This is a genomic window from Ignavibacteriales bacterium (assembly GCA_016700155.1).
Lineage (GTDB): Bacteria > Bacteroidota > Ignavibacteria > Ignavibacteriales > Ignavibacteriaceae.
Genome location: CP065001.1, coordinates 2,219,011 through 2,242,279 on the forward strand (window position 1 = coordinate 2,219,011; position 23,269 = coordinate 2,242,279).

The 23,269-nt window shown below is 36.2% G+C and carries 21 protein-coding genes; 13 read left to right on the forward strand and 8 right to left on the reverse strand.

All coding sequences use genetic code 11. The features are described 5' to 3' along the window. Positions 1-40: 40 nt before the first annotated feature. Entirely contained in the window at positions 41-2,074 is a 2,034-nt protein-coding gene (locus tag IPM56_09350) for a PAS domain S-box protein (protein QQS38119.1), read from the reverse strand. A 247-nt stretch (positions 2,075-2,321) separates the two neighbouring features. On the opposite strand from IPM56_09350, the gene IPM56_09355 reads away from it, so the two are divergent. The 7 genes from IPM56_09355 to IPM56_09385 all read left to right on the forward strand — a co-directional run bounded on the left by IPM56_09355 (position 2,322) and on the right by IPM56_09385 (position 9,289). Next, complete coding sequence (locus IPM56_09355; GenBank protein QQS38120.1) at positions 2,322-2,543, forward strand: ferrous iron transport protein A; 222 nt, start codon at positions 2,322-2,324, stop codon at positions 2,541-2,543. Further along, the gene (gene feoB, locus IPM56_09360; protein QQS38121.1) at positions 2,540-4,576 is read left to right on the forward strand and encodes a ferrous iron transport protein B; all 2,037 of its coding nucleotides are present in this window, start codon (positions 2,540-2,542) and stop codon (positions 4,574-4,576) included. The genes IPM56_09355 and feoB overlap by 4 nt, the downstream gene beginning before the upstream one ends. A gap of 90 nt (positions 4,577-4,666) precedes the next feature. Further along, a complete protein-coding gene (locus IPM56_09365; protein QQS38122.1) occupies positions 4,667-5,122 on the forward strand; it encodes a transcriptional repressor in 456 nt (151 codons plus the stop codon). A gap of 37 nt (positions 5,123-5,159) precedes the next feature. Continuing rightward, positions 5,160-5,873, forward strand: coding sequence for an MBL fold metallo-hydrolase (locus tag IPM56_09370; GenBank protein ID QQS38123.1), 714 nt, complete (start codon positions 5,160-5,162; stop codon positions 5,871-5,873). A 30-nt stretch (positions 5,874-5,903) separates the two neighbouring features. After that, a complete protein-coding gene (locus IPM56_09375; GenBank protein ID QQS38124.1) occupies positions 5,904-6,965 on the forward strand; it encodes a PD40 domain-containing protein in 1,062 nt (353 codons plus the stop codon). Positions 6,966-6,996: 31 nt separating this feature from the next. Continuing rightward, complete coding sequence (locus IPM56_09380; protein ID QQS38125.1) at positions 6,997-8,796, forward strand: M28 family peptidase; 1,800 nt, start codon at positions 6,997-6,999, stop codon at positions 8,794-8,796. A gap of 61 nt (positions 8,797-8,857) precedes the next feature. Next, positions 8,858-9,289: a YjbQ family protein gene (locus IPM56_09385; GenBank protein QQS38126.1), complete on the forward strand. Its 432-nt coding sequence runs from the start codon at positions 8,858-8,860 to the stop codon at positions 9,287-9,289. A gap of 33 nt (positions 9,290-9,322) precedes the next feature. On the opposite strand, the gene IPM56_09390 is transcribed toward IPM56_09385, so the two are convergent. Further along, positions 9,323-9,955 carry a hypothetical protein gene (locus IPM56_09390; protein ID QQS38127.1) on the reverse strand — a complete coding sequence of 211 codons (633 nt, stop codon included), beginning with the start codon at positions 9,953-9,955 and terminating at the stop codon, positions 9,323-9,325. A 244-nt stretch (positions 9,956-10,199) separates the two neighbouring features. Between IPM56_09390 and IPM56_09395 the strand changes: the two genes are divergently transcribed. Next, complete coding sequence (locus IPM56_09395; GenBank protein ID QQS38128.1) at positions 10,200-10,679, forward strand: low molecular weight phosphotyrosine protein phosphatase; 480 nt, start codon at positions 10,200-10,202, stop codon at positions 10,677-10,679. Further along, positions 10,669-11,547, forward strand: coding sequence for a fructosamine kinase family protein (locus IPM56_09400; protein QQS38129.1), 879 nt, complete (start codon positions 10,669-10,671; stop codon positions 11,545-11,547). The genes IPM56_09395 and IPM56_09400 overlap by 11 nt, the downstream gene beginning before the upstream one ends. Before the next feature lie 29 nt (positions 11,548-11,576). On the opposite strand, the gene IPM56_09405 is transcribed toward IPM56_09400, so the two are convergent. Then, entirely contained in the window at positions 11,577-12,389 is an 813-nt protein-coding gene (locus IPM56_09405; protein ID QQS38130.1) for an FKBP-type peptidyl-prolyl cis-trans isomerase, read from the reverse strand. A 143-nt stretch (positions 12,390-12,532) separates the two neighbouring features. On the opposite strand from IPM56_09405, the gene IPM56_09410 reads away from it, so the two are divergent. Both IPM56_09410 and IPM56_09415 read left to right on the forward strand, forming a co-directional pair. Continuing rightward, positions 12,533-13,102 (forward strand): M15 family metallopeptidase, encoded by a 570-nt coding sequence (locus IPM56_09410; protein QQS38131.1) that lies wholly within the window; start codon positions 12,533-12,535, stop codon positions 13,100-13,102. A gap of 238 nt (positions 13,103-13,340) precedes the next feature. Then, complete coding sequence (locus tag IPM56_09415; protein QQS38132.1) at positions 13,341-15,266, forward strand: PAS domain S-box protein; 1,926 nt, start codon at positions 13,341-13,343, stop codon at positions 15,264-15,266. On the opposite strand, the gene IPM56_09420 is transcribed toward IPM56_09415, so the two are convergent. Together IPM56_09420 and IPM56_09425 are read right to left on the reverse strand one after the other, a co-directional pair. After that, positions 15,263-16,408: a histidine kinase gene (locus IPM56_09420; protein QQS38133.1), complete on the reverse strand. Its 1,146-nt coding sequence runs from the start codon at positions 16,406-16,408 to the stop codon at positions 15,263-15,265. The genes IPM56_09415 and IPM56_09420 overlap by 4 nt on opposite strands. A gap of 9 nt (positions 16,409-16,417) precedes the next feature. Then, on the reverse strand, positions 16,418-17,062 hold the full coding sequence (locus IPM56_09425) for a YceH family protein (protein ID QQS38134.1): 645 nt from the start codon (positions 17,060-17,062) through the stop codon (positions 16,418-16,420). Between the two features lie 91 nt (positions 17,063-17,153). On the opposite strand from IPM56_09425, the gene IPM56_09430 reads away from it, so the two are divergent. Further along, positions 17,154-17,702 carry a DUF502 domain-containing protein gene (locus IPM56_09430; protein ID QQS38135.1) on the forward strand — a complete coding sequence of 183 codons (549 nt, stop codon included), beginning with the start codon at positions 17,154-17,156 and terminating at the stop codon, positions 17,700-17,702. A gap of 127 nt (positions 17,703-17,829) precedes the next feature. Further along, on the forward strand, positions 17,830-18,414 hold the full coding sequence (locus IPM56_09435) for a DUF1579 domain-containing protein (GenBank protein ID QQS38136.1): 585 nt from the start codon (positions 17,830-17,832) through the stop codon (positions 18,412-18,414). A gap of 46 nt (positions 18,415-18,460) precedes the next feature. Here the strand turns inward: IPM56_09435 and IPM56_09440 are convergent, their stop codons facing one another. The 3 genes from IPM56_09440 to IPM56_09450 form a co-directional block, all read right to left on the reverse strand. Then, on the reverse strand, positions 18,461-20,713 hold the full coding sequence (locus IPM56_09440; GenBank protein ID QQS38137.1) for an NADP-dependent malic enzyme: 2,253 nt from the start codon (positions 20,711-20,713) through the stop codon (positions 18,461-18,463). 310 nt (positions 20,714-21,023) lie between these two features. After that, positions 21,024-21,782, reverse strand: coding sequence for a queuosine precursor transporter (locus tag IPM56_09445; protein QQS38138.1), 759 nt, complete (start codon positions 21,780-21,782; stop codon positions 21,024-21,026). A gap of 115 nt (positions 21,783-21,897) precedes the next feature. Further along, positions 21,898-23,232, reverse strand: coding sequence for a hypothetical protein (locus IPM56_09450; protein ID QQS38139.1), 1,335 nt, complete (start codon positions 23,230-23,232; stop codon positions 21,898-21,900). Positions 23,233-23,269: the final 37 nt, after the last annotated feature.

The window sequence follows — 23,269 nt, forward strand, 5'->3', positions numbered from 1 at the left end:
AATCAGGTATAAGTTCTGAAGGGCTCATTTAACGCGGAAATTATTTTTTTGAAACAGGTAAATTGAAAGTAAAGGTAGTACCGTGATGCAGTCTGCTATTAATCCTGATTCTCCCTCCATTCTGTTCGACAAATTCTTTTACAAGAAGCAGTCCTAATCCGGTTCCATATTCTCTCTCAGTTCCGGGAGTAGAATACATCTGGCTTGCAAATATTTTTTCCAATCCTGATTTACTAATTCCAATCCCTGTATCTTCAATAGTCACTTCTATTTCAGCAGCACGGTCAAAAAACGGGATCATCTTTGCATATATTTTTATGTCGCCGCCTTTGTTGGTAAACTTAATCGCGTTTGAGAGCAGGTTCTGAATAATTGAATTCAGCATATCAGCGTCAGCTAGCACTTCTGTTTCAACTTCAATATTCTGAATAATGTTTAGTTGTTTTTTAATAATGCTGCCTTTTAAAAGTTTCAAAGCGTCGGCAATAATTTTTTTGAGATTAAGATTAACCGGGTTAAACTCAATTCTCCCAATCTGGAATCTTGAATACTGAAGCAAGTTATTGGTCATACCATAAAGATTTTTTGATGACTCAAAAATCACATTCAGATACTCTTTTATTTCTTCGTTCGTTAATGTATCGTATTCAGTAGTTAATATTTCCGAAAACCCAAGAAGTGAATTAAACGGACTTCTGAGATCATGAGAGATCAATGAAAAGAGTTTATCCTTTGACGCGTTTAGTTCTTTAAGTTCATCAATTAGTTCGGCTTTTTCCTGTTCAACTCTTTTTCGTTCCAGAGCTCTTGATATCGGGTAAGAAATCACTTCAAGTATTTCTTTTTCACGAACTCCATAAGTATTCGGATTTTCATAATCCTGAACAACAAGAACTCCGATGGTGGCGGTCTGAGTTTTTAAAGGGATACCAAGCCATATCGGTGATTGTGTTCCAACCAGTTCTATTTCGCCCTTAGCGCAAAGTTCGTCATCTGTTTTTTTATCAATGAGTGCCGACTTGCCTGTTTTAAGAACGTACTCTGTTAGTCCTTTACCAAATGGCGCCGGAGGATTGTCCTTATCATATTTGTCAATGAAATAAGGAAACGAAATCATATTCTTTTCTTTATCAAACAGAGCGATGTAAAAGTTTTCGGCAGTCATTAATTCTTTAACAGAATTATGAATGAACTTAAGGAAATCCTCAAGTTGTCCTTCCTGGTTTGATGCTTCTAGAATCTGGGATATTACCTTCTGTATTAATGATTCACGTTTCTGTAAAGTAACATCAAGTCCCGAGCTTACATTAAAAAGAATTTTACCTTTCTCATCACGCAAAACGGTGTTATGCCATTTAATAATTTTTTCATCACCATTTTTTTTGATGACCGGTATTTCAATTTTATCTATAGGTTCAATTTCTTCTGAGAATACGTCGGTGAGAAGTTTTGATAAGTCTTCATAAAATCTTTTAGGTATAAACTCTCTCCATCTTTTGCCAAGAATTTCTTCTTTTTTATAACCAAGAAGTTCGCTGCCTTTTCTGTTAATAAAATGAATGATCTCATTTTCATCGATCACAACGAATATCATTTCAGCTACTTCTAATATTGAATCAAGCCGGTTTTTTTCTTCGTGAAGCTGATTAATAAATTTATGAAGTGCAGTAACATCACGAAGAACGCCTATACTATTGATTCTCTTACCCTGTTTGTCAATCCTTGTGAACGAATTATCCTCAACCCATTTAAGTTCACCGGATTTTGTTGTGATAAGGTATTTAGCAAAATAATCTTCAACTGCTTCTGATTCGGATGTTGGATCAATTACTTCCTGCCTGTCAAGATTATCAACAATTATTTCCTTAATAATTTTTTTTATGCCGAGTGTGTTTATCTCTTCTTTGCTATAACCGGTTAAAGAGAGTATATCCTGACTCATGTAGTCATACTTTTTTGTGGAATGACTGAAGCTATATACTACTTTATCAGCATTGGTAAATGCAAAACTTCTTGTCTGAAGTGTTCTGAGGAATGATTCCTGTGTACTTTTCCCTGAATCCTTTTTTTTCATTTTGTCAGATGGAGGCTTTTAGGTCAAAATTGAAAATGAATTTTAGTTAATAAAACTTACTATTAAACATATTTATAACAAAACATCTTTTATTTTTTTTCGATAATAGATTAAGTCCCTGCTGAATTTAAATTGCTTTACAGCAGGCAAATAATAAAACAAAAAATATCTTGACTATCTGAGATGCTAAGTCTATTTTTATGTAGACTAAATCTAAATAATATGGTATTCAGACTATAGGTAGTATATGAGAACAGCAGCAGATTTAAATTTTGGGGAAAGAGTAGTAATACAGGATATTGACAGTAATCACCCGTCATGTATCCGTATACTTGAGATTGGATTTACTCCCGGTCAGGAAATTGAGCTCATAAACAAATCATTCTTTAACGATCCACTCGCCTTTTCAGTGCGCGGGACTTTGATAGCAATTAGAAAAGAAGAAGCTTCCTGTATCCAAATCTCATGAGCGTAAATGCTTCCTTAAAAACTCCTCTTATTGCACTCGTTGGTCCACCAAATTCAGGCAAAACAACTCTGTTCAATGCCCTAAGCGGACAGAATTATAAAACTGTCAACTATCCCGGCGCTACTGTGGAGTATTCATTTGGTAAAATTTTATCAAGATTTAATCTGGAAGCTCAAATAATTGATTCTCCCGGAATAATAAGTCTTGTTCCAAATTCACCTGATGAAAAAGTTGCAGTCGATGCACTCTATTCAATTCCAAATTATGGAACACCCGATATCGTAATTGCAACCGTCGATGCCAGTCAGTTATCGCGTCATCTTTTCCTGGTTAAACAATTACTTCTTTCAAACTTCAGAGTAGTGATTGCCCTGACAATGACAGATATACTGCAAAAAAAAGGATTGCACATTTCACCTGAATCTTTAAGTAAAAAACTTGGCTGCGAGGTTGTTATTGTTGACGGCAGAAAAAAAGATTCGCTTGACCCACTTATCAACATAATAGAAACGATTTTTAAAAAATCAGAAAATAAATCTATACCATCTGTTTACAACAGACTATCTGATAAAAATGATCTTCTTGAATTTTATAGTTCGATTGAAAGAATTGAGTCAGAAGTGTTATCCCCTTTAGCCAAGGGAGAACTTCCTTTTAATATTGAAAATGCGAACAGGCAGCTAAATCTTATAGCTGATATGAAGGTAAAAGAAAATTGTTACAAAATAGATGAAACAACAGTTAAGATAGATAAAGTTTTACTGCATAAAATTTGGGGACTCATATTTTTCTTTTTAATAATGTCGGTTACTTTCACATCGATATTTTGGTTTGCACAACCACTTATGACCCTGGTTGATGAACTTTTCGGAATGATTGCTTCAGAGGCTGTTGTACTATTTGGAACAGGATGGCTCGGTGACCTTATTGCAAACGGGATTATCAATGGAACAGGTTCCGTTCTTGTTTTTGTGCCTCAGATAATAATTCTGTTTTTGATATTGGGAGTACTGGAAGACTCAGGTTACCTGGCTCGAGGTGCAATGCTGATCGATAAACCGCTTTCAAAAATAGGTTTAAATGGGAAATCATTTGTACCTATGTTATCCGGCTTCGCTTGTGCAATTCCAGCAATGTTAGCCGCCAGAACAATTCCTAACAGAAGAGAAAGACTGTTAACGATATTTATTATCCCATTAATGAGCTGCAGCGCACGACTCCCTGTGTACGCATTACTTATTGCTTTTTTAATTCCACCGGAGAGTGCATGGATTGGTGGTGTGTTGCTTTCAACTATTTATGTCGGCAGTATTGCGGGTTCAGTTATAGTTGCGGCAGTTATAAACAAGTTTAAAAAAAGGATTATCAGAGAAGAAGACAGTTCATCATTTATTCTTGAATTGCCTGCATACAGAAAACCAAAACCATCGGTTGTTATTAGTAATACTGTAAACAGCGCAATGATTTATGTTAAAAAAGCGGGTCCCATCATCCTGGGATTCTCTCTTGTACTTTGGTTTCTTACTTATTTTCCTGATGTGAATCCGGAAATAGAAACAGAAGGACATACTGAAGAAGAAATAGTTCAACTTCAAAGCGCGGAAAGATTATCAAACTCTTATGCATCTGAACTTGGTAAAATAATTCAACCTTTTATGACTCCGGTGGGATTAGACTGGAGGGTTGGTGTTTCGTTAATTGCAGCATTCGCAGCGCGTGAAGTATTTGTAAGTTCACTTGCCTTAATCTTTAAAGTTACAGGCGATGATGATTCCATTCAGGAATCAATGCTCAGATCCATGCGAACAGCAAAGATAGACGGAACAGATCAAAAACTATTTACGACTGCAACCATATCAGGATTAATCGTCTTCTTCATATTTGCGATGCAATGTTTATCAACCGTTGCCGTGTCAAAAAAAGAAACCGGCGGATGGCGAATTCCTTTGCTGCAGGTTGTGATTTTTACATTTACGGCTTATGTACTGATGTTTATGACTGTTAATGGATTGCGTGCTATCGGCATCAATTAACACAACTCAAGCATGTTAGATTTAGTTGTGTTGCTATTAAATTCAGGCTGTGATATTTTTGTTCATCACCTAACGAACCAGAAATAAAAATTGAAAAATTTACACGCTGCAGAAATATTCAGATCATTTTTGAAGAGCGAAAAAAATCGTATAACACCGGAACGCTTTGAAGTAATGGATGCTGCACTTGAGTATGAGGGTCACTTCGGCGCTGATGATCTTTATATTTTGATGAAGAATCACAAATCAAGAGTATCACGTGCAACAGTATATAAAACACTCGAACTTTTATCTCAATGCGATCTGCTGAGTAAAAGAAATTTCGGTGATAATATGACCAGGTATGAAAGCAGTTACAAACGACAAAATCATGATCACCTGATCTGTATGGATTGCGGACGAATCGTGGAATTTTCGGACCCAAAGATTAAAAAAATACCTGAAGAGATAAGTAATAATCTTGGCTTTGTGTTCTCAAGTTATTCATTCAATATTTTTGCGCGATGTAAGAATGCAAAAAGCTGTAAACATTATAAGGAAAGATAATCTCTCAACAACCCACAGATGTTCTTAGGTTAATATTATGCTTCATCAAAAATATCCTCTTACCTGGCAGAAAAATAATTTCAGTATTAAAATATTCTGTTCTATCCCTAACATCGCCACAGGTATTCTGTTAAGAACGCCGGATAATCATTTCATAGTTGACCCGGGAGATGGTATACTGCGTGATCTGAATAAGGAAATTGGGACTAAAGGTATTCTTAACATTTCAGATATTTTCGTTACTCACGGTCATCATGATCATGTTGGAGGGGTTTGGTCACTCTTAACTTATTTGAGAGTGATGAAAAAGAAATCATCCGTTTCAATTCACTATCCAAAAGGATGTGTGGAAATAGAAAGTATCTTCAATGCGTTTATGAGGGTTTATTCCAGAAGCATCAGCTATAAAATTTTTCTAAAACGAATTGATAATCCTAAAAAATTTTCAACTAAAAAAGTTAATGTTGAACCTTTCCCTGTTATTCACAAAGAAATTTTGCCGAACGGAGTTGATACAAGACAGGTTCCTGCTCTTGGATATAAATTTAACTCGCAGGGTGTTAAGATCTGTTATGGCGGTGATACAGCGTATTGCGACGAACTGGTTCAGCATGCAAAAAATTCAGACCTTGCTATAATTGAAGCAGGTCACGATGATGATACTCCCAATGATATGCACATGACTTTGAAGGAAGCTACAAAGGTTGGTTCACTCGCAAAAGAATTCTTCCTTGTACATGTACCTGAATAAAAATAATTTCATTAATAAACTAAGAGAATCATGAAGTTTAACATAAAACTAATTTCGTACCTGGCTTTTTTGATAATCTATCAAACAGCATTTGCTCAGCAATCAGATAACACAATAGATACTTATCGAATGCCCGGGGAAAGTAAACTGTCCAACATCAGAATGCTGACTGAGGATGGAGAAAATGCAGAAGCCTATCTTTCCTTTGATGAAAAAAAGTTAACATTCCAATCGACTCATGGTCAATGGAAATGCGATCAGATATTCACAATGAACATTGACGGAACAGAAAAGAAATTAGTCTCAACCGGTAAAGGCAGAACAACCTGTGCCTACTTTTTACCGGGTGATGATAAAATATTATACGCATCAACACATCTTGAAAGTGATGATTGTCCTCCCCCGCCGGACAGATCAAAAGGTTATGTCTGGAAACTCTATGAATCGTTTGACATTTTTAGTGCAAATGCAGACGGCAGTGATGTAAAACAACTTACCAACACACCTGGCTACGATGCAGAAGCTACAGTATCTCCCAAAGGTGACAAAATAATATTTACTTCAACAAGAGACGGCGACCCCGAACTGTATGTAATGGATATCGATGGCTCAAATCAGAAGCGTTTAACATTTGAAAAGGGTTATGATGGCGGTGCTTTCTTTTCACAGGACGGAAGCAAAATTGTTTTCAGAGCAAGCAGACCTAAAAGTGAAAAGGATCTTGAAGATTATAATGATCTTGTTAAAAACGGTTACGTCCGACCAACAGCACTTGAAATTTTTGTAATGAATGCGGACGGCAGTGAAATGAAACAGATAACCAATCTTGGCAAAGCCAGCTTCGCTCCTTTCCTTCATCCCGATGGAAAGCGGATAATTTTTTCATCCAATGCAAACAGTAAATCAGGAAGAGATTTCGATTTATATACAATAAACATTGACGGAACAAATCTCCAACAGATCACATATTTTGAATCCTTCGATGGCTTTCCAATGTTCACAAGAGATGGTAAAAAACTTATCTTTGCTTCAAACAGGTTCAGTAAGAACGAAGGAGATACAAATATTTTTATTGCTGACTGGACAGACTAAGTAAAGGATTAATATATCAGGAGGAAAACAAATGAAGAAAAATTATTTAATCGTGTTATTATTTACCGTTGTTGCCTGTGGTTTCTACCCCGGTGATGAGGATAAAAATCCGGCTATAACAGCACAAGAAATTATTGATCACATTACATATCTGGCTTCAGATGAACTGGCAGGACGATTCACAGGAACAGATGAGTGTTATAAAGTCGCAGAGTACATAAGGGATGATTTAAAAACCAGCGGACTATCACCTCTATTCGATTCTGATTATTTCCAGGAATTTAGTTTCATAGCGGGGATTGAACCCGGTTCCGAAAATTCGATTAGTTTTAGCAGCAGTGGATCAGTAAAAGAATTAGAAATGAAAACTGATTTCATAACTGCTCCTTTTTCAGGAAAAGTTTCTGTTAAAGGAGAATTGGTATTTGTCGGTTATGGAATTTCAGCACCAAAACTTAAATACGACGATTACGATGGAATTGATGTTACAGGAAAAATTGTTGTGGCAATGAGGTATTCACCTGAATACGATAATCCTCATTCTGAATTTGATGAGTTTGCATCTTTCCGTCACAAAGCTACAATTGCAAGAGATAAAGGTGCGCTCGGTATTATTTTCGTCAACGGGCATGCACCTAAAGACGAAGAAGATGTGCTGATGAAATTTTCTTATGACCGTGGCGGATCAATCCCGGAATTTGCTGCAGTGCATGTTAAAAGAAATTTTATTGATGAATTATTCATTGCTGATGGATTGGTTTTTTCAGATTATCAAAAAAAGGTTACCGAATCAAAAAAACCTGCCCCATTCATTTATAAAAATTCATCAGTTGAACTTAGCACTGAAGTAAATGAAATTAAAAAAATAAGCTGGAACGTTGCCGGCGTAATTGAAGGAAGCGATCCTGTCCTAAAGAACGAATATGTAGTAGTCGGCGCGCACTTTGATCATCTTGGCATGGGTGAAACCGGTTCTCTTTACAGAGGCGATGAACCAATGATTCATAATGGAGCTGATGATAACGCATCAGGTACATCAGGCATGATGGAACTCGCTGAAAAATTTGCTTCGATTAAAAACCAGCTTAAAAGAAGTATGATCTTCGTCGGGTTTTCTGGTGAGGAACTTGGACTTCTTGGTTCGGCATTTTTTGTAAACCATTTGCCAATTGAATCTAAAAAAATTGTAACTATGGTAAACCTCGATATGATCGGCAGGTTAAATGCTGAAAACCAGTTGATTGTTTATGGAACCGGAACTTCAAAAACTTTTAAAGATATACTCAACAGCAGTAATAAAGAAAATCTAAATTTAGCTTTTAATGATGAAGGATACGGACCAAGTGATCATTCATCTTTCTACGGAAAAGAAATTCCGGTTTTGTTTTTCTTTACCGGAACACATACTGATTATCACAGACCTTCCGATGATGCTGATAAAATTAATTCGACAGGTACAAAATCAGTCGTTGATTATGTTTTTGATGTAACTGATAAAGTAGTTAACGCAGATGCCCGACCAGATTATGTTCTTGTCCCGAGAAAAGATGGCGGCACAATGGGCGGCTGGAAAGTATATGTCGGAACCATTCCTGATTACGCAAGTAATGAACAGGGATTCAGGATTTCGGGTGTGAACGAAGGCAGCCCCGCTCAGAAAGGCGGTTTAATGGCTGGTGATATTATGACAAGTTTCGGCGGTAATAAAATCACAAACATTTACGACTATGTTTACGCATTACAGAATTTTGTTCCCGGCGATGTAGTAGATGTTGTTGTAATCCGGAACAATGAAAAAATTGAACTGAAAGTAGAACTCGGCGCCAGGTAATTATTATCGCAGCCCAACCATTAGTGCTGGGCTGCAATTTATAACCCTTCCTGTTTTTTTTATGTTTGAAATTTTTCAGAAAGAAATTCAACTAAAGCCTTACTCAAAAGGTTTCCACTTAATTACAAGTGAAATCACTTCAGCTTTACCTGAACTATCCAGGTATAAAACCGGTCTTATAAATATTTTTCTTCAACATACTTCTGCTTCATTGACGATTAATGAAAATGCTGATCCCACTGTAAGAAGTGATATGAAAAAATATTTTGAAAGATCCGTACCGGATAATGCTGCGTATTATCAGCATAACTATGAAGGTTCAGATGACATGTCTGCGCATATCAAATCAACCATTACCGGATGTGAACTAACAGTTCCGGTAACAAATGGAAGATTAAATCTTGGTACCTGGCAAGGTATTTATCTTTGTGAACATCGTGATCATGGAGGTTCAAGAAGATTGGTAATTACTATTTACGGTGATGCAAAATAAAAAGCCCGACTGTGAACCGGGCTGTAAATTGTTTTAGTAGTAGAATCTAAACCCGAGTCTTGCCATCAATGCGCTCATATCATATTCCCTTTCAAAAGTTCGTTGAGTTCCGAATGAATCAGTTACATCATACTCCCAGCTTGGTGCTGATGAATGATAACCTAATTCAACAAACACTTCCGAGCGTTTTCCGACAATGTAAAGTAAACCCATTCCAAGTCGCCAGTTAAAATCAAAAGCCGCTTTAAATTCACTTTCATCCGGATCCTGGAAATCACGGTAGTTGATTAATAACACTTCTGCACCAATTCCACCTGTACCAAAAATGTCTACTAAAGGTCCAACCGGGAATTTCACTGTAAGGTTAATCATTAAAGGGAAATCATGCAGATTAGTTTTTGCTCTGAGTTCACTCAGGTTTCCGCCGACACCTATTTCATTAAACTGTGATACAAGTTTTTTGTCGACATAATTTTTATGAAACCAGTCTATACTCCACCCGAATAGAAGTCTGCTATCGACAAAGTGTGAACCTTCATAACCAATAATAAAACCCCCATCAGCAGCAGAAGGATTAAAATGACCAAGTTTTATTGCAGCAGCTCCGTGCTGTGCAAAACTATTAGCCGAAAGTATTATTAAAAGTGCTCCAAATATTTTTTTCATATTATCCTCAGTTTTTTCGCAATGATTTAAACAAACTTAATGCCACTTATGTTTTGAATTAATAACCATTCCCGGTATTGCAATTTTACCAGTGGCTACAATGTTAAACATTACGATTCTTTTATTAGACAATTTACAATTAAAAATGTTGTATATAATTAACTATGTGATAAACGCTATAATTTTATTTTAAGTGAAGAATAAACATATTTGATATGATTTTTTTTCTAATTACCGGAGATTTATGAATAAACTAAAAGTCTTGTTCGTATGTATGGGAAATATCTGCAGATCACCTTCAGCTGAAATTGTTTTTCAAAACATTGTTGATAAAAACGGACTGACAGGTAAATTTGAAATTGATTCTGCGGGCACGATCGGATATCATGAAGGCGAAAAAGCGGATGCAAGGATGCGGATGCACGCTTCGACCCGCGGTTACAATATTACACATCTTGCCAGAAAGTTTAATGCAAAGATCGACTTTGAAAAATTTGACTACATACTTGTTATGGATGACGATAATTTCAGGGATATAACTAACCAGGACAAACAAAATAAATACATCGGCAAAATCAAAAAGATCACGGACTATTCAACGGATAAGATGGTGACCGAAGTCCCTGATCCTTACTATGGTGGACCTTCCGGTTTCGAAAAAGTATTGGATATTCTTGAAGATTCTTGTGAAAACTTTTTTAGTTCGATAAAGAATGAAATCTGAAAGTAAGATATTCGGAGAGATTGAAGAGCAAACCGGAATAAAATTCCAGAATGCAGTAAGTATAGGCGGCGGCTGCATAAGTAATGCATACAAAATTGAAACCGGTGATGGTTCTTTATTATTTCTAAAGCTGAATGATGATGTACCGGAAAGTTTCTTCACTAAAGAAGCAAATGGATTAAGTGAATTAAAAAAATCAGGCACTATTAAAGTACCGGAAGTAATAAATAGCGGAAGAAATTTCATTATTACAGAGTTCGTTACTGAAGGAAATAAAAAGAAAAATTTCTTTGCTGAATTTGGAATGAGATTCGCAGGTCTTCATAAATATACTTCAGATTCATTCGGATTTTATGAAGACAATTTTATTGGCTCTAATGTGCAAATTAATATCGCTGATGAAAATCAAAAATCGGACTGGACAAATTTTTATTTCGACAAAAGACTTCTATTCCAATTTAAACTAGCTGAGAAATACGGATATGTTGATTCAGAACTGAGAAGTGCTTTTAATCAGCTTGAAAAAAGAATAAGTAAAATTATCGGTGATGTGAATGAGCCGCCGAGTCTTTTGCATGGCGACCTGTGGAGTGGAAATTTTATTAGTACCGATCAAGGAGAACCTTGCCTGATTGATCCCGCGGTGTATTACGGAAATCGTGAAGCTGATCTTGCAATGACAAAATTATTCGGCGGTTTTTCCGGTGAGTTTTATAAATCCTACAACGAAACTTTTCCTTTAATTGAAGACAGTGACTACCGCGAGAATGTTTATAAACTATATCATGTTCTTAATCATCTGAATCTTTTTGGGGGCAGTTACTATTACCAGGCTTTAAGTCTGATGAAGTATTATCTAAATAATTAAGGGAAGATTTCTCCTCCCTTTGTGAAATATTATTTTATATCTAATAACTCGATATCGAATACGAGAGTTGAATTTGGTGGTATCATCATATATTGTTCATCACCATAAGCAAGAGACGGCGGGACTATTAACTTAATCTTACTTCCCTTATTCATTAATGTGATTCCTTCTTCCCATCCATTGATCACTTTTCTTTGTCCAAGCTGAAAATTAATTGGCTCTTCACTATCAATTGAACTGTCGAATTTTCTCCCGTCAGTAAAAAATCCTGAATAGTGAACCGTGACAAAATTTCCCGGTTTAGCATTTTCACCTTCGCCTTCTTTTATGACAATATATTTTAAACCACTTGATTGAGTTTGAATTTTAGAAGTATCTGCTTCCCACATTTTTACGGGTACATATTCTTTGAAGTCTAAAAGTTCAACAACAAGTTTAAACCCGGGCTTATTTGCCATAGGGTTTTGAGGATCATTAACAGGAGGTAAAATGACTGTTCTAATACCGCCCTTTTTCATTCCAGCCATCGCGTCATCTATACCTGGAGCAAAACTTACTGAGTCCAGAACAAACACCGCCGGATTGCCGCTTCTTCTGGAATCGGCAACGATGTGCATCATCTTTGTGGAATCAGTCGACCAGTCACTGAACAAATCAGTTGAATCATTTATTATCCAGCCGGTAAAATGAATACTGACCTTATTGCCTTTTTTAACCTCTTCACCGGTTCCTGTTTTTACATCCAAGAACCTGATTCCCTTTTGAGTTGTTGTTATATCAGGCTCGTTTGAACAACCTGTGATAAACAGAAGAGCCGCAATAATAGCAAAATAAAATTTCATACTTCCCTTTCAATTTGAGGCGGTAAATATATTTATTTTGAGCTTACAATCATATAACTTGCAGCAGTTGATTAATTACAAACACGACTCGGCAAATGTTTTTTATAACTTTTCTTTTTATTTATTTTTTTCCCGGACCTGTTATGCAAATTAATGATGATCAACCGGTTATAGATTGCTCATTTACTCTGGAGCAGGCACTGCAAGGTAGTGATGCGCCTGATGAGATAATAAATCAACTTGATATTGTTGATGTTGAATACTTTTCATTCGATGGAAAACTGCATAAAGGTCAGCTTGTGGTTCATAAAAAATTAGTGAACGATATCCGCAAGATATTTCAGCTGATTAAAAATGAAAAGTTTCCTGTCAGCAAAGTTATTCCGATAGTAAAGTATAAATGGTCAGACAATGAATCTATGCTTGACAATAATACATCTGCATTCAACTACAGACTTGTTGCGGGGACAAATAGAATGTCAAATCATTCTTACGGCAAAGCTATTGACATAAATCCGTTTTTGAATCCTCACATAAAGAACGATATATATTCACCTAAGGGATCTGAATATAATACCGAGAAGCCGGGAACAATCGGTTCAAATCATTTTCTTGTAACAGAATTCAAAAAACTTGGATGGGAATGGGGCGGTGACTGGACATCATTAAAAGATTACCAGCATTTTGAAAAAAAGTTTACGGATAAAAAATGAATTTTGTATCTGAAGTTTGGACTCATAATAAATAATTTTCTTTACTCCGCAAACAATCAACTTCATAAATGATTTACGATTATGGTGGTAATCATTTCTATTTGTTAAATAAAAAACTAAATTTTGTAAGAAGTTTTCAGTAAGTCAGTCTTTTTCGGCTATTAAATATGGAACGCGAATCGAAATATTCACTAATAAAGTTTTCGATAAAATAGTTCTTTAATCTAAATACGAATAAATGCCAATATTCCGACAACATCATCCTATTAAAGGGGTAATAGGTTTAAGAACCAAACTAAATGCATTGAGCATTTTCCTAATTGCACTCATCTCTGCTTTTATATCAGTTTTTTTCACATTAAAATTTGAAGACCAGATCAAACGCGCCGTTCAGAATAAATCTGATAGTATATCAAGAATAACAGCATGGAGTTTTGGTCAGGCACTTTATTTTAAGGACGAAAACGGATTGGATGACGTTATCGAGAGCACCAAACTTGTAAATGAGATAGAGTATATAGTTCTTGTTAATGATTCGGGTAACGTTGTGAGAGCCTCTAATATTGAAGTTGCTGAACAGCAGCTTTATATTACCACGAAAGCTGCGACTGAAATTAATTATCAGGACTCCTTATATAAAATCCTGGTTCCAATTCCTTTCAGAGATCAGAACATAGGGAAACTTTATATCGGTTACAGCTTGCGTGATTATCATGAAGAAATATTCAAAGCCCGCATAACAACAACAATTATTGGCTTTATCGTTTTTCTTGCCGGAGTACTTATAGTAATTTTTATAAGTAACAGGATAACAAAACCTTTTATGAACGTGCTTGATACTACTCAATTAATAACAGAAGGAGATCTGAAAGCACGTATAAATATTAAAACAAAGGATGAAGTTTCTTCTCTCGCAGACTATATCAATTCTTTAGCTGAAAAACTTGAAAAGGCTTACCACAGAATTGAAAAAGTTAATATCGAGGAACAGGCAAAATCACGCGGCAGAATACGCGAACTTGCACTAGAAATTAATCAACGAAAAATAACCGAGGTAGCTTTACGTAAAAGTGAAGAAAGATTCCGGCTAATGTTTGAACTCGCTCCGGTGGGAATGGTCATTCTGTCTCCAAAGAATCTTATTCTTGATGTTAATAAAGCGTTCTGTAACACAGTAGGGTATGAACACGAAGAACTTATCAATAAATCTTATGAATCAATTAGTCATGCTGATGACTGGGGCTTAGAATCTTCCCGTTACAATCAGATGATAAATCAGCCTATAAGTGATGCGAATTTTGAAAAACGATTTATAAGAAAAGATACAAAAATCATCAACGCAATTGTTGAAGCAGTTGTTATTAAAGATGATAAGGGCAACCCGCTTAATTTTATTATCCAGGCAATAGATATCACATTGTTGAAGAAAGCACAGAAGGAATTAATTGCGGCGAAAGAGAGAGCGGAAGAATCAGACAGATTGAAGACCGCATTTCTTGCCCAGATGTCACACGAAATCAGAACACCGCTAAATGTAATACTCACTTCTACTTCAATAATAGAAGAAGAACTTAGCAACTCTTCATCTGATGGTGATGATAGTTTGATGCTGTCAGTAAACAGTGCAGGCAAAAGGCTGTTACGGACTATCGATCTTATTCTGAATATGTCTTCAATTCAAAGCGGAAGTTATAAGGCGGAATATGAACCGGTTGAGTTAAATAAAGAACTATTCCGTTTAACCACCGAATTCAAATCCATTTCCGGTGAAAAGAATATTGATCTGATGTTCAGCAGCCAGGTAAAAGATGCTTCTGTACTGGCAGACAAATACACCGTCACACAGATTTTTCAAAACCTGATCGACAATGCTCTTAAATACACTCACAAAGGAAAAGTTGAAGTAAGTATTCACAGGAATTCAGAAAAGAAAATCTGTGTTGAAATTAAGGACACCGGGATAGGAATTTCCAAAGAGTATCAGAAAAATCTTTTCCAGACATTCTCCCAGGAAGATCAGGGTCACATCAGAAAGTTTGAAGGGAACGGTCTTGGTTTAGCCCTGGTTAAAAAATATGTTGAATTGAACAACGCCGAAATTTCTTTCACAAGTGAAAAAGGTGTCGGTTCAACATTTATAGTAATATTTGATCCCGGTTACTAGTGTTCTTTCCTGCCGTAAAATAATTTGAGTGGGATATAAAACCTTTTTGCCCACGCCTGCTCATTGTGATATGCATTTTCAAATTTTTTCCAGAACAGGTTTTTCTCCTTTACAAATCCTTTAGTTTCAAGTGCGAGTATCATTTCGTCAACTCCGGGTTGAAGAAGCGATTCAAGTTCGACACCGCCATTATCGATATAAATTAATACATCTTCAGAATTAATATTTGAGTTAACTACGGTTGATACATAATCTATCCTGCCGATTTTAAAAGCCGGAGATAAACAGGCTGCCTTTGAAAAAACATTCGGGTATTCCCACAGCAGCATAAAACTTATCAGCGCGCCGGCGGATGAACCCGCAACAGAAGTATTATTTCTGTCAGGCATTGTTCTGTAATTTTTATCTATGAAAGGTTTTAATTCATCCACAATGAATTTCATATAAGCTTTGCTTGTATCATTCGGTGTGTATTCAGATGATCTGTCAGGAGTATTATAAATTCCCACAACAATTATTGGATCGATTATTCTTTGTTTGATAAGACTATCTGCTGTTTCGTCTACCTGCCAATCGTAACCAAAAGATGATGTTGCCGGATCAAAAATGTTCTGTCCATCCTGCATATATAAAACCGGGTATCGCAGTTCGGAATTAAAATAATTTTCAGGCAGCCAGACGATTATATCTCTTGATCTAATGTGGTTGCTTTTAAATTCCCGATAATATTCAACTATTCCTGTAATCTGACCTGTTCTTTTACTTGAACCAGCCTTTCCCCAATTGTTGATAGTAAAATTTAATGTCGTGTCTCTATTCACGATGACTTTGTAGTTACCGGGTATACTTCCGTCATCATTTAATGCTTCCCTTTCCCAGGTCCCTAAAGTGAATTTAAATTCCAGCAAAGTGCCCTCAGGAAATTCTTTTGTTAACGACCAACTTGAATCATTCAACTTTGTTAACAAAACTTTATCCGGCTGCCAGTTGCCAAGCTGTTCACCGTTGCCGGACATATATACTGCATCTGTGTCATTTAAACCTGAAGCATTCACATTAAAAGTTATTGTAAATTTTTGCTGTCCAAATAGAATATTCGACAGTGCAAATAATCCAATTAGAAATACTTTTATAAACTTCATTGTATCAAATTATTTTAGAAGTGAATCAATCATTGACTTAAGTTCTTTTAGTTCATCTTCCAGATTTTGTACCCTTGTTTCGAGCATTTCAATTCTTGATGAATTATCACCAATATCCTTTGCTTCAGCATCACTATTGTTTTCATTTGTATCTGTATTTAAGGAGAACAGATGAATGTATCTCGATTCTTTCATCCCGGTTTGTCTTGGCTGCTTCTGAATGAATGGTTCTTCCCTGCTCATCAATTGATTCAGTACCAGATCAAGAGCTTCAAGATTTTCAAATGAGTGAATTCTGCTGCAATGAGTTTTTATTTCACCTAGAGTTTGTGCACCGCGTAAAAACAAAACACACATTACAGCGATTTCGGGTTCAGTAAGATTATAAAATTCCGTAAATGACTGTCTGTATTTAGGTACGCGAATATCATCGCCTGTTCTTTTCACAACAAATTTTTTCTCTCTTAGAGATTCAATTGTTTTCATTACAAGTTCTTCATTATAGCTGACTACAGGAAAACGGTTTGATTTCTGATTACAAGCATTCATCAATGCATTGACAGACATTGGATAATATTCCGGTGTAGTTTTTTCTTTTTCAATCAGGCTTCCGATTACTCTTACTTCTTCCAACGTTAATGAATTCTGCACCATAGTTTTGATTTATTAGTTATTAAATTTGTTATTTTCATGACCAATATAACCAATGTCAAAAATATTTTTAATCATAAACAGATAAACAAAAATGAAAAAAATTACGAGATACTTTTTTGAAGGACTTCTGCTGATAATTCCAGCAGGAGTTACAATTTATTTTTTCTACTACCTGCTGATCAGTGTCGATTCTGTATTCAACCTGAAATACCCCGGGCTCGGTTTTGTTATTTCAGTGGGAATAATAATCCTCGTTGGATTTATTGCTTCAAACATTTTTACAAAGGGCATAGTGAAAGTGATTGATTCAATATTCAGTAAACTGCCATTCATTAAGATTATTTATACGTCACTGAGAGACCTTACAGAAGCATTTGTCGGCGATAAGAAAAAATTCAATCAGCCCGTGCTGGTAAACATTAAAGAGGACGGCAGTATTCAAATACCGGGATTTATTACGGAAACAGATTTATCCGCCATTGGTTCTTCCGGCAAAGTTGCTGTATATATTCCGCAGTCATACAATTTTGCAGGAAATCTTTTGCTCGTCAAAAAAGAAGACCTGGTAATTTTAAAAGTGGAATCAACCGAACTTATGACATTCATAGTTTCCGGCGGACTTAGTTACAGAATTAAATAACAAAAATTTTATATAAACGGATTTGATTCAGAATTTTCTGAAACTATATTTCAGTTAACAGTTCATTTGAACTTAACTCAAATCATCTTCACAATAAATATCTATTAACAAACTAAGGAGTCCTGTAATGAATTTTGTAAAGAAAACTTTACCTGTCTTCGCATTTTTCTTTTTGATTAACTGTTCAAATCTTTTTGCTCAGGAAGGAATGGAAATGAGCGCTGAAGAAAAAGCCTGGATGGAGTATATGACACCGGGGAAAGCTCACCAGATGCTCGCTGAAAGTGTAGGTTCATGGAAGGTTCACACAAAAATGTGGATGGATCCTTCTGCTCCCCCGATGGAATCAGACGGCACAAGTAATGCGGAAATGATTCTTGGAGGCAGATACCTTCAATCTACTTTCACCGGTACAATGATGGGAATGCCTTTTGAAGGTATTAGTATGACCGGATTTGATAATGCCAAGAAAGAATTTTTTAATACCTGGATTGATAATATGGGAACTGGCTTAGCTTATGCAACCGGTAAATACAATGAGAAAAATAACTCAACCGAATTCAAAGGTATGATGGTTGACCCAATGACTGGTAAAGACACACCATTTCGTGAAGTATTTAAAATGATCGACAAAAATAAAATGGTGATGGAGATGTACTGGGAAGAAGGCGGTAAAGAATTTTTAGGATTGGAACTTACTTATACCAGGTAATTGATTTAACAGAGCCGGTTTATTAACCGGCTCTGATTTTTTGAATCTATTTTTTCTTTTGAGCTTCCACTACTGCAATAGATGTCATATTAATGATATCATCAACAGTCGCGCCTCTCTGTAAAACGTGAATTGATTTTTTCATACCCATCAAAACTGGACCAATAACTGTTGCTTCACCTATTCTTGCCATAAGTTTATAAGCGATGTTTCCTGAATTCAGATCAGGGAATATCAGAACATTTGCACCGCCTTTAATTGTACTGAAAGAAAATTCAGTATCAAGAATTTGCGGAACAACTGCTGTATCAGCCTGCATTTCGCCGTCGCACAAAATTTCAGGGCGAAGCTTCTTAACTAATTTTACTGCTTCTTTTACTTTGTTTGATTCGGGGTAAGGTGCACTTCCAAAATTGCTGAATGATAACATTGCAATTCGGGGAATGACATCAAATTCTTTTACCGTATCGGACGCTGATATAGCAATCTCAGCGAGCACTTCTGCACTTGGATTTACATTAACCGTACAATCAGCGAAGAAGTAAACCTGCTTCTTTGTTACAACTATGTATAGACCCGCAACAACTTTAAAACCATCTTTTATACCAACACACTGAAGTGCTGGTTTGATTGTAGTAGGATAATGTGTTGTTAAACCACTGATCAATGAATCGGTATCACCGGCATCAAGCATCATTGAACCGTAGTAGATTGGCTTCTTCATCAGTTGACGAGCTTCCCTTAAAGTTGCTCCTTTACGCTGACGTTTTTTATAAAACAGTTGAGCGTATTCCTCAGCCTTTGTATTGTTTTCAGGATCTATGATTTCAAATTCATTCTGGTCATAACCTAATTCTTTGATCTGTTCCTTAATGATCTTTTCATTACCGAGCAAAATTGGTTTTGCAATATTATCCTGGTAAACAACATGTGCAGCGCGGATTATTTTTTCTTCTTCACCTTCGGGATAAACAACTTTCTTAGGATTCTTTTGTGCTTTATGGATCATCACACGAATAATTTCTTTAGATAATCCCAGACGTTCTTTTAACTCCTCCTCGTAAGCAGTCCAGTCTGTGATCTGATATTTAGCAACACCTGTTTCCATTGCCGCCTTAGCCACTGCAGGAGCAACGTGCCATAGTACACGAGGATCAAATGGTTTTGGAATTATATATTCTCTGCCAAAAGAAAAATCTTCGCCGCCATAAGCACTGATAACCATTTCAGGAACTTTTTTCTTTGCAAGTTCCGCCAGTGCCAGAGTAGCCGCCATTTTCATTTCTTCATTAATTGCGGATGCTCTTACATCAAGCGCACCTCTGAATATGAACGGAAATCCGAGTACATTATTTACCTGGTTTGGAAAATCACTTCTTCCTGTCGCCATAATAAGATCTGTGCGAACAGATATCGCTTCATCATACATGATTTCCGGATCAGGATTTGCCATCGCAAAGATAATTGGATTTGGTGCCATTACCTTTACCATCTCTTTTGATACAACGCCACCGACGGATAATCCAACGAAAACATCAGCGCCTTTAAATGCATCCAGGAGTGATGGGAAACCTTTCTTTTGTGCGAATTCTTTTTTGTATTTGTTGAGATCATTTCTATCCTGTGTCAAACATCCTTTTGAATCGAACATATAAATGTTTTCACGCTTTGCACCAGCTCTTACGTAGAGTTTGCAGCAGGATATAGCTGATGCGCCTGCACCATTAACAACTATTCTTACCTGGTCAATTTTTTTACCGGCAACTTCCACAGCATTTATTAAAGCAGCGCAGGAAATTATTGCAGTGCCATGCTGATCATCATGAAATACCGGAATTCCCATTGTTTCTTTAAGTGTTTCTTCAATTTCAAAACACTCAGGTGCTTTTATATCTTCAAGATTAATTCCGCCAAAAGTAGGTTCAAGCATTTGAACTGCTTTGATTATTTCCTTTGTATCGTGACTTCTCAGTTCAATATCAAAAACGTCTATATCAGCAAATCTTTTAAATAGAATTCCTTTGCCTTCCATTACGGGTTTGCCAGCTTCGGCACCAATATCGCCTAAGCCTAATACTGCAGTTCCATTTGATACTACGGCAACAAGATTTCCCTTGGCTGTGTATTTGTAAACATCTTCAAGATTTTTTTCAATTGCTCTGCACGGTTCAGCTACTCCAGGTGTATATGCGAGTGATAAATCCCTTGAGGTTAAACAAGGTTTTGTCGGGATTACTTCAATCTTCCCTTTTCGTCCCTGGCTGTGATATTCAAGGGCTTCTTCTTTACTGATTTTCATTTCTATTCTCCTTTGGAAAAGTCTCGTTAATGTTTGAAGGGAATCGTCTCCGGTCTTTATCAAGTTCTGTCAAGTTATAGAATTCAAAATAGGTAGAGTTAAACAGATTTGTATTTGAGGGATGTACTAACTGATAAATTACATTATGTTCAAAAAAAACAGGGCTCACACAACAGATTCCCACTTCAAAAAGTAATTATATTGATCATTTTATTTCAAAATTACCTGATCAAAAATACAAATATTCCTTACCAAAAGTTAATAATTTGTCATAGGAAAAATAAATAGCATTCAAAATTAATAAAGTAAATCAGGATAGAGTTGCCTCATCCATCAGTTTTTCTGAAACTTCTTTGCCAAGGTATATATCAATTACATAATGAATAACGTAGAGTATTGGCGTTAAAATTACAGCAATCAAAAACTTGTAGATATAGTTGACAATTCCTATCGCCAGAACCAGTGATAATTCCCATCCGGCACCGATATAAAACGCAATGAACAAAACAACAAAACTGTCAATAAGCTGCGAGACCAGTGTTGAGCCTGTCGCTCTTAGCCATATTTTTTTTGAACCAGTTATTTTTTTTACATAGTGAAATACCGTTACATCAACAAGTTGACCAATAAGAAAAGCGGTTAATGATCCAATGATTATCCAGAGTCCCTGACCAAAAATTGAATTGAATGCCAGATCCATATTAATTGTACCGGAACCAGTCTGACGTTCAATCCAAAAATCTGCTGGAGTTAGTCCCATTGAAAAATAAACCAGTATGAACGCATATAAAATCAGTGTTGCTGCGGTAAATGAAAGAAATCTCACTCCCCTTCTGCCAAAGTATTCATTTATTATATCTGTCATAATAAATACAACGGGCCACAATAGAACGCCCGCAGTCAGGTTGAATGAAAGATCCGATATTCCAAGCAACGTAAGCTTTATCGGCTCAATACCAATAGTTTTTTCGAGGGAAAAAATTTTAACGCCGATAAATTCAGCAAGAATAGCATTAGCGACAAAGAATGCTCCGAGAATATAGAATAGTTTTGTGCTTTTATCTTTCATCTTTATTCCGAATTGTTTTTACAAACATATTTGATGTTGATTTAAAAACAAAAGCGGTATCAGTTGAAGACTGATACCGCTGTCTTTAAGGAGATGAGGTTTGAGAGGGAATTATTTATCTGCGTTTTCTTTCTTCATTTGTCCTGTTGTTACCGGAACTATTGTTCCTTCCTGTTTGAGTATTTTCACGTCGAACCTGTGTTTCAGTACGTTTCTGCTGTTCCTTTATTTCAGTACGTCTCTGTTCGTTTGAGGTATTGTTAGAACGATTTGTATTAGTTTCTCTTTTTACTTCTGTATTGCGGTTCGTTTGTGTTCTAACATTATCATTACGATTCTGATTTGATTCTCTTTTGATTTCCGTCTTCCGTTCAGTTACAGGAAGTTCTCTTTTTGTATTTGTTTCTTTTCTTTCAGTCTTAACATTTGTTCTGTCACGAGTTTCAACTTTCCTGGTATCATCACGTTTTATGATTTCTCTGTCATTCGATTTATTTCTCTCGATTATTTCAGGACGTTTTTCCTGAACCTTTATATCTCTTTTGTTATTATTTCGATCATCAGTAACAACTCTCTGTGTCTCACGGGTCTTTGTTTCATCCTTACGGACATCTTTTCTTCTGTCGCCGAGTTCAACATCGTTTGTTCTCAGAGTACTTTTTCTGTCAGAGCGTTTGATTTCTCTTGTATCAAAATCACCTCTTGAAAGTTCATCCCGTGAAGCCACAAATGTTCTTATTTCATTTTTATCTTTTCTATTCCGTACTTCCCTGACATCTGATACACGATTCAGTTCGCGTTCTCTTATATCACGTCCGGATCTTCTTCGAACGTCATCTATGTCCATTCCGCGGTTCTGTACTCTTCCATCAAAGTACCTGTAATCATGACGGTATTTAGTATTTGCATGGATTCTGTATTTGTACTTATGTCCAACAAAATGATTGTAAACATAAGGATCACACATATATCTGTATTTTACAAAGTGCCAGTGATTGTAAGGAGTATAATAGTCGTATGTAAAGTGTATTCCGACACCAATGCTGAATACTGCGTAAGGAGAAAGCGGAGCCCATCCAACATAAATGTCATCATATCTCCATTCGACCCAGGCAGGAGCCCAATCATAATCAGGAACCCATAACCAGCCGTAGTAATCATCATAGTACCATCTTCCGTAATGATATGTTATGTATCCGAAGTCTTCGTATGAATCCCAGTACCATCCATCGGAAGTCCATATCCATTGACCGGTTCTGTAAGGAGCCCAGTCACGCCTCATTACTGTCGGGCGCCACACAACAACACCGTAATCAAGTTCCATCCACGTTCCATAAGGAGTTAGTGAGGAATAGAATATTCCGAATCCTGCACGGTGAACAGGTGTGTTTGCTTCTGCTGCTGTTATTGTCAGGATTATAAATGCGATTGTTAATAATGTCTTTTTCATCTTATCACCTCATTTGGTTTTGATAAGAATAAGCCAA

Coding starts and splice junctions, on each gene's coding strand:
- IPM56_09350 (QQS38119.1), bottom strand. CDS start 2,074: ATGAAAAAAAAGGATTCAGGGAAAAGTACACAGGAATCATTCCTCAGA.
- IPM56_09355 (QQS38120.1), top strand. CDS start 2,322: ATGAGAACAGCAGCAGATTTAAATTTTGGGGAAAGAGTAGTAATACAG.
- feoB (QQS38121.1), top strand. CDS start 2,540: ATGAGCGTAAATGCTTCCTTAAAAACTCCTCTTATTGCACTCGTTGGT.
- IPM56_09370 (QQS38123.1), top strand. CDS start 5,160: ATGCTTCATCAAAAATATCCTCTTACCTGGCAGAAAAATAATTTCAGT.
- IPM56_09375 (QQS38124.1), top strand. CDS start 5,904: ATGAAGTTTAACATAAAACTAATTTCGTACCTGGCTTTTTTGATAATC.
- IPM56_09380 (QQS38125.1), top strand. CDS start 6,997: ATGAAGAAAAATTATTTAATCGTGTTATTATTTACCGTTGTTGCCTGT.
- IPM56_09385 (QQS38126.1), top strand. CDS start 8,858: ATGTTTGAAATTTTTCAGAAAGAAATTCAACTAAAGCCTTACTCAAAA.
- IPM56_09390 (QQS38127.1), bottom strand. CDS start 9,955: ATGAAAAAAATATTTGGAGCACTTTTAATAATACTTTCGGCTAATAGT.
- IPM56_09395 (QQS38128.1), top strand. CDS start 10,200: ATGAATAAACTAAAAGTCTTGTTCGTATGTATGGGAAATATCTGCAGA.
- IPM56_09400 (QQS38129.1), top strand. CDS start 10,669: ATGAAATCTGAAAGTAAGATATTCGGAGAGATTGAAGAGCAAACCGGA.
- IPM56_09405 (QQS38130.1), bottom strand. CDS start 12,389: ATGAAATTTTATTTTGCTATTATTGCGGCTCTTCTGTTTATCACAGGT.
- IPM56_09410 (QQS38131.1), top strand. CDS start 12,533: ATGCAAATTAATGATGATCAACCGGTTATAGATTGCTCATTTACTCTG.
- IPM56_09415 (QQS38132.1), top strand. CDS start 13,341: ATGCCAATATTCCGACAACATCATCCTATTAAAGGGGTAATAGGTTTA.
- IPM56_09420 (QQS38133.1), bottom strand. CDS start 16,408: ATGAAGTTTATAAAAGTATTTCTAATTGGATTATTTGCACTGTCGAAT.
- IPM56_09425 (QQS38134.1), bottom strand. CDS start 17,062: ATGGTGCAGAATTCATTAACGTTGGAAGAAGTAAGAGTAATCGGAAGC.
- IPM56_09430 (QQS38135.1), top strand. CDS start 17,154: ATGAAAAAAATTACGAGATACTTTTTTGAAGGACTTCTGCTGATAATT.
- IPM56_09435 (QQS38136.1), top strand. CDS start 17,830: ATGAATTTTGTAAAGAAAACTTTACCTGTCTTCGCATTTTTCTTTTTG.
- IPM56_09440 (QQS38137.1), bottom strand. CDS start 20,713: ATGAAAATCAGTAAAGAAGAAGCCCTTGAATATCACAGCCAGGGACGA.
- IPM56_09445 (QQS38138.1), bottom strand. CDS start 21,782: ATGAAAGATAAAAGCACAAAACTATTCTATATTCTCGGAGCATTCTTT.
- IPM56_09450 (QQS38139.1), bottom strand. CDS start 23,232: ATGAAAAAGACATTATTAACAATCGCATTTATAATCCTGACAATAACA.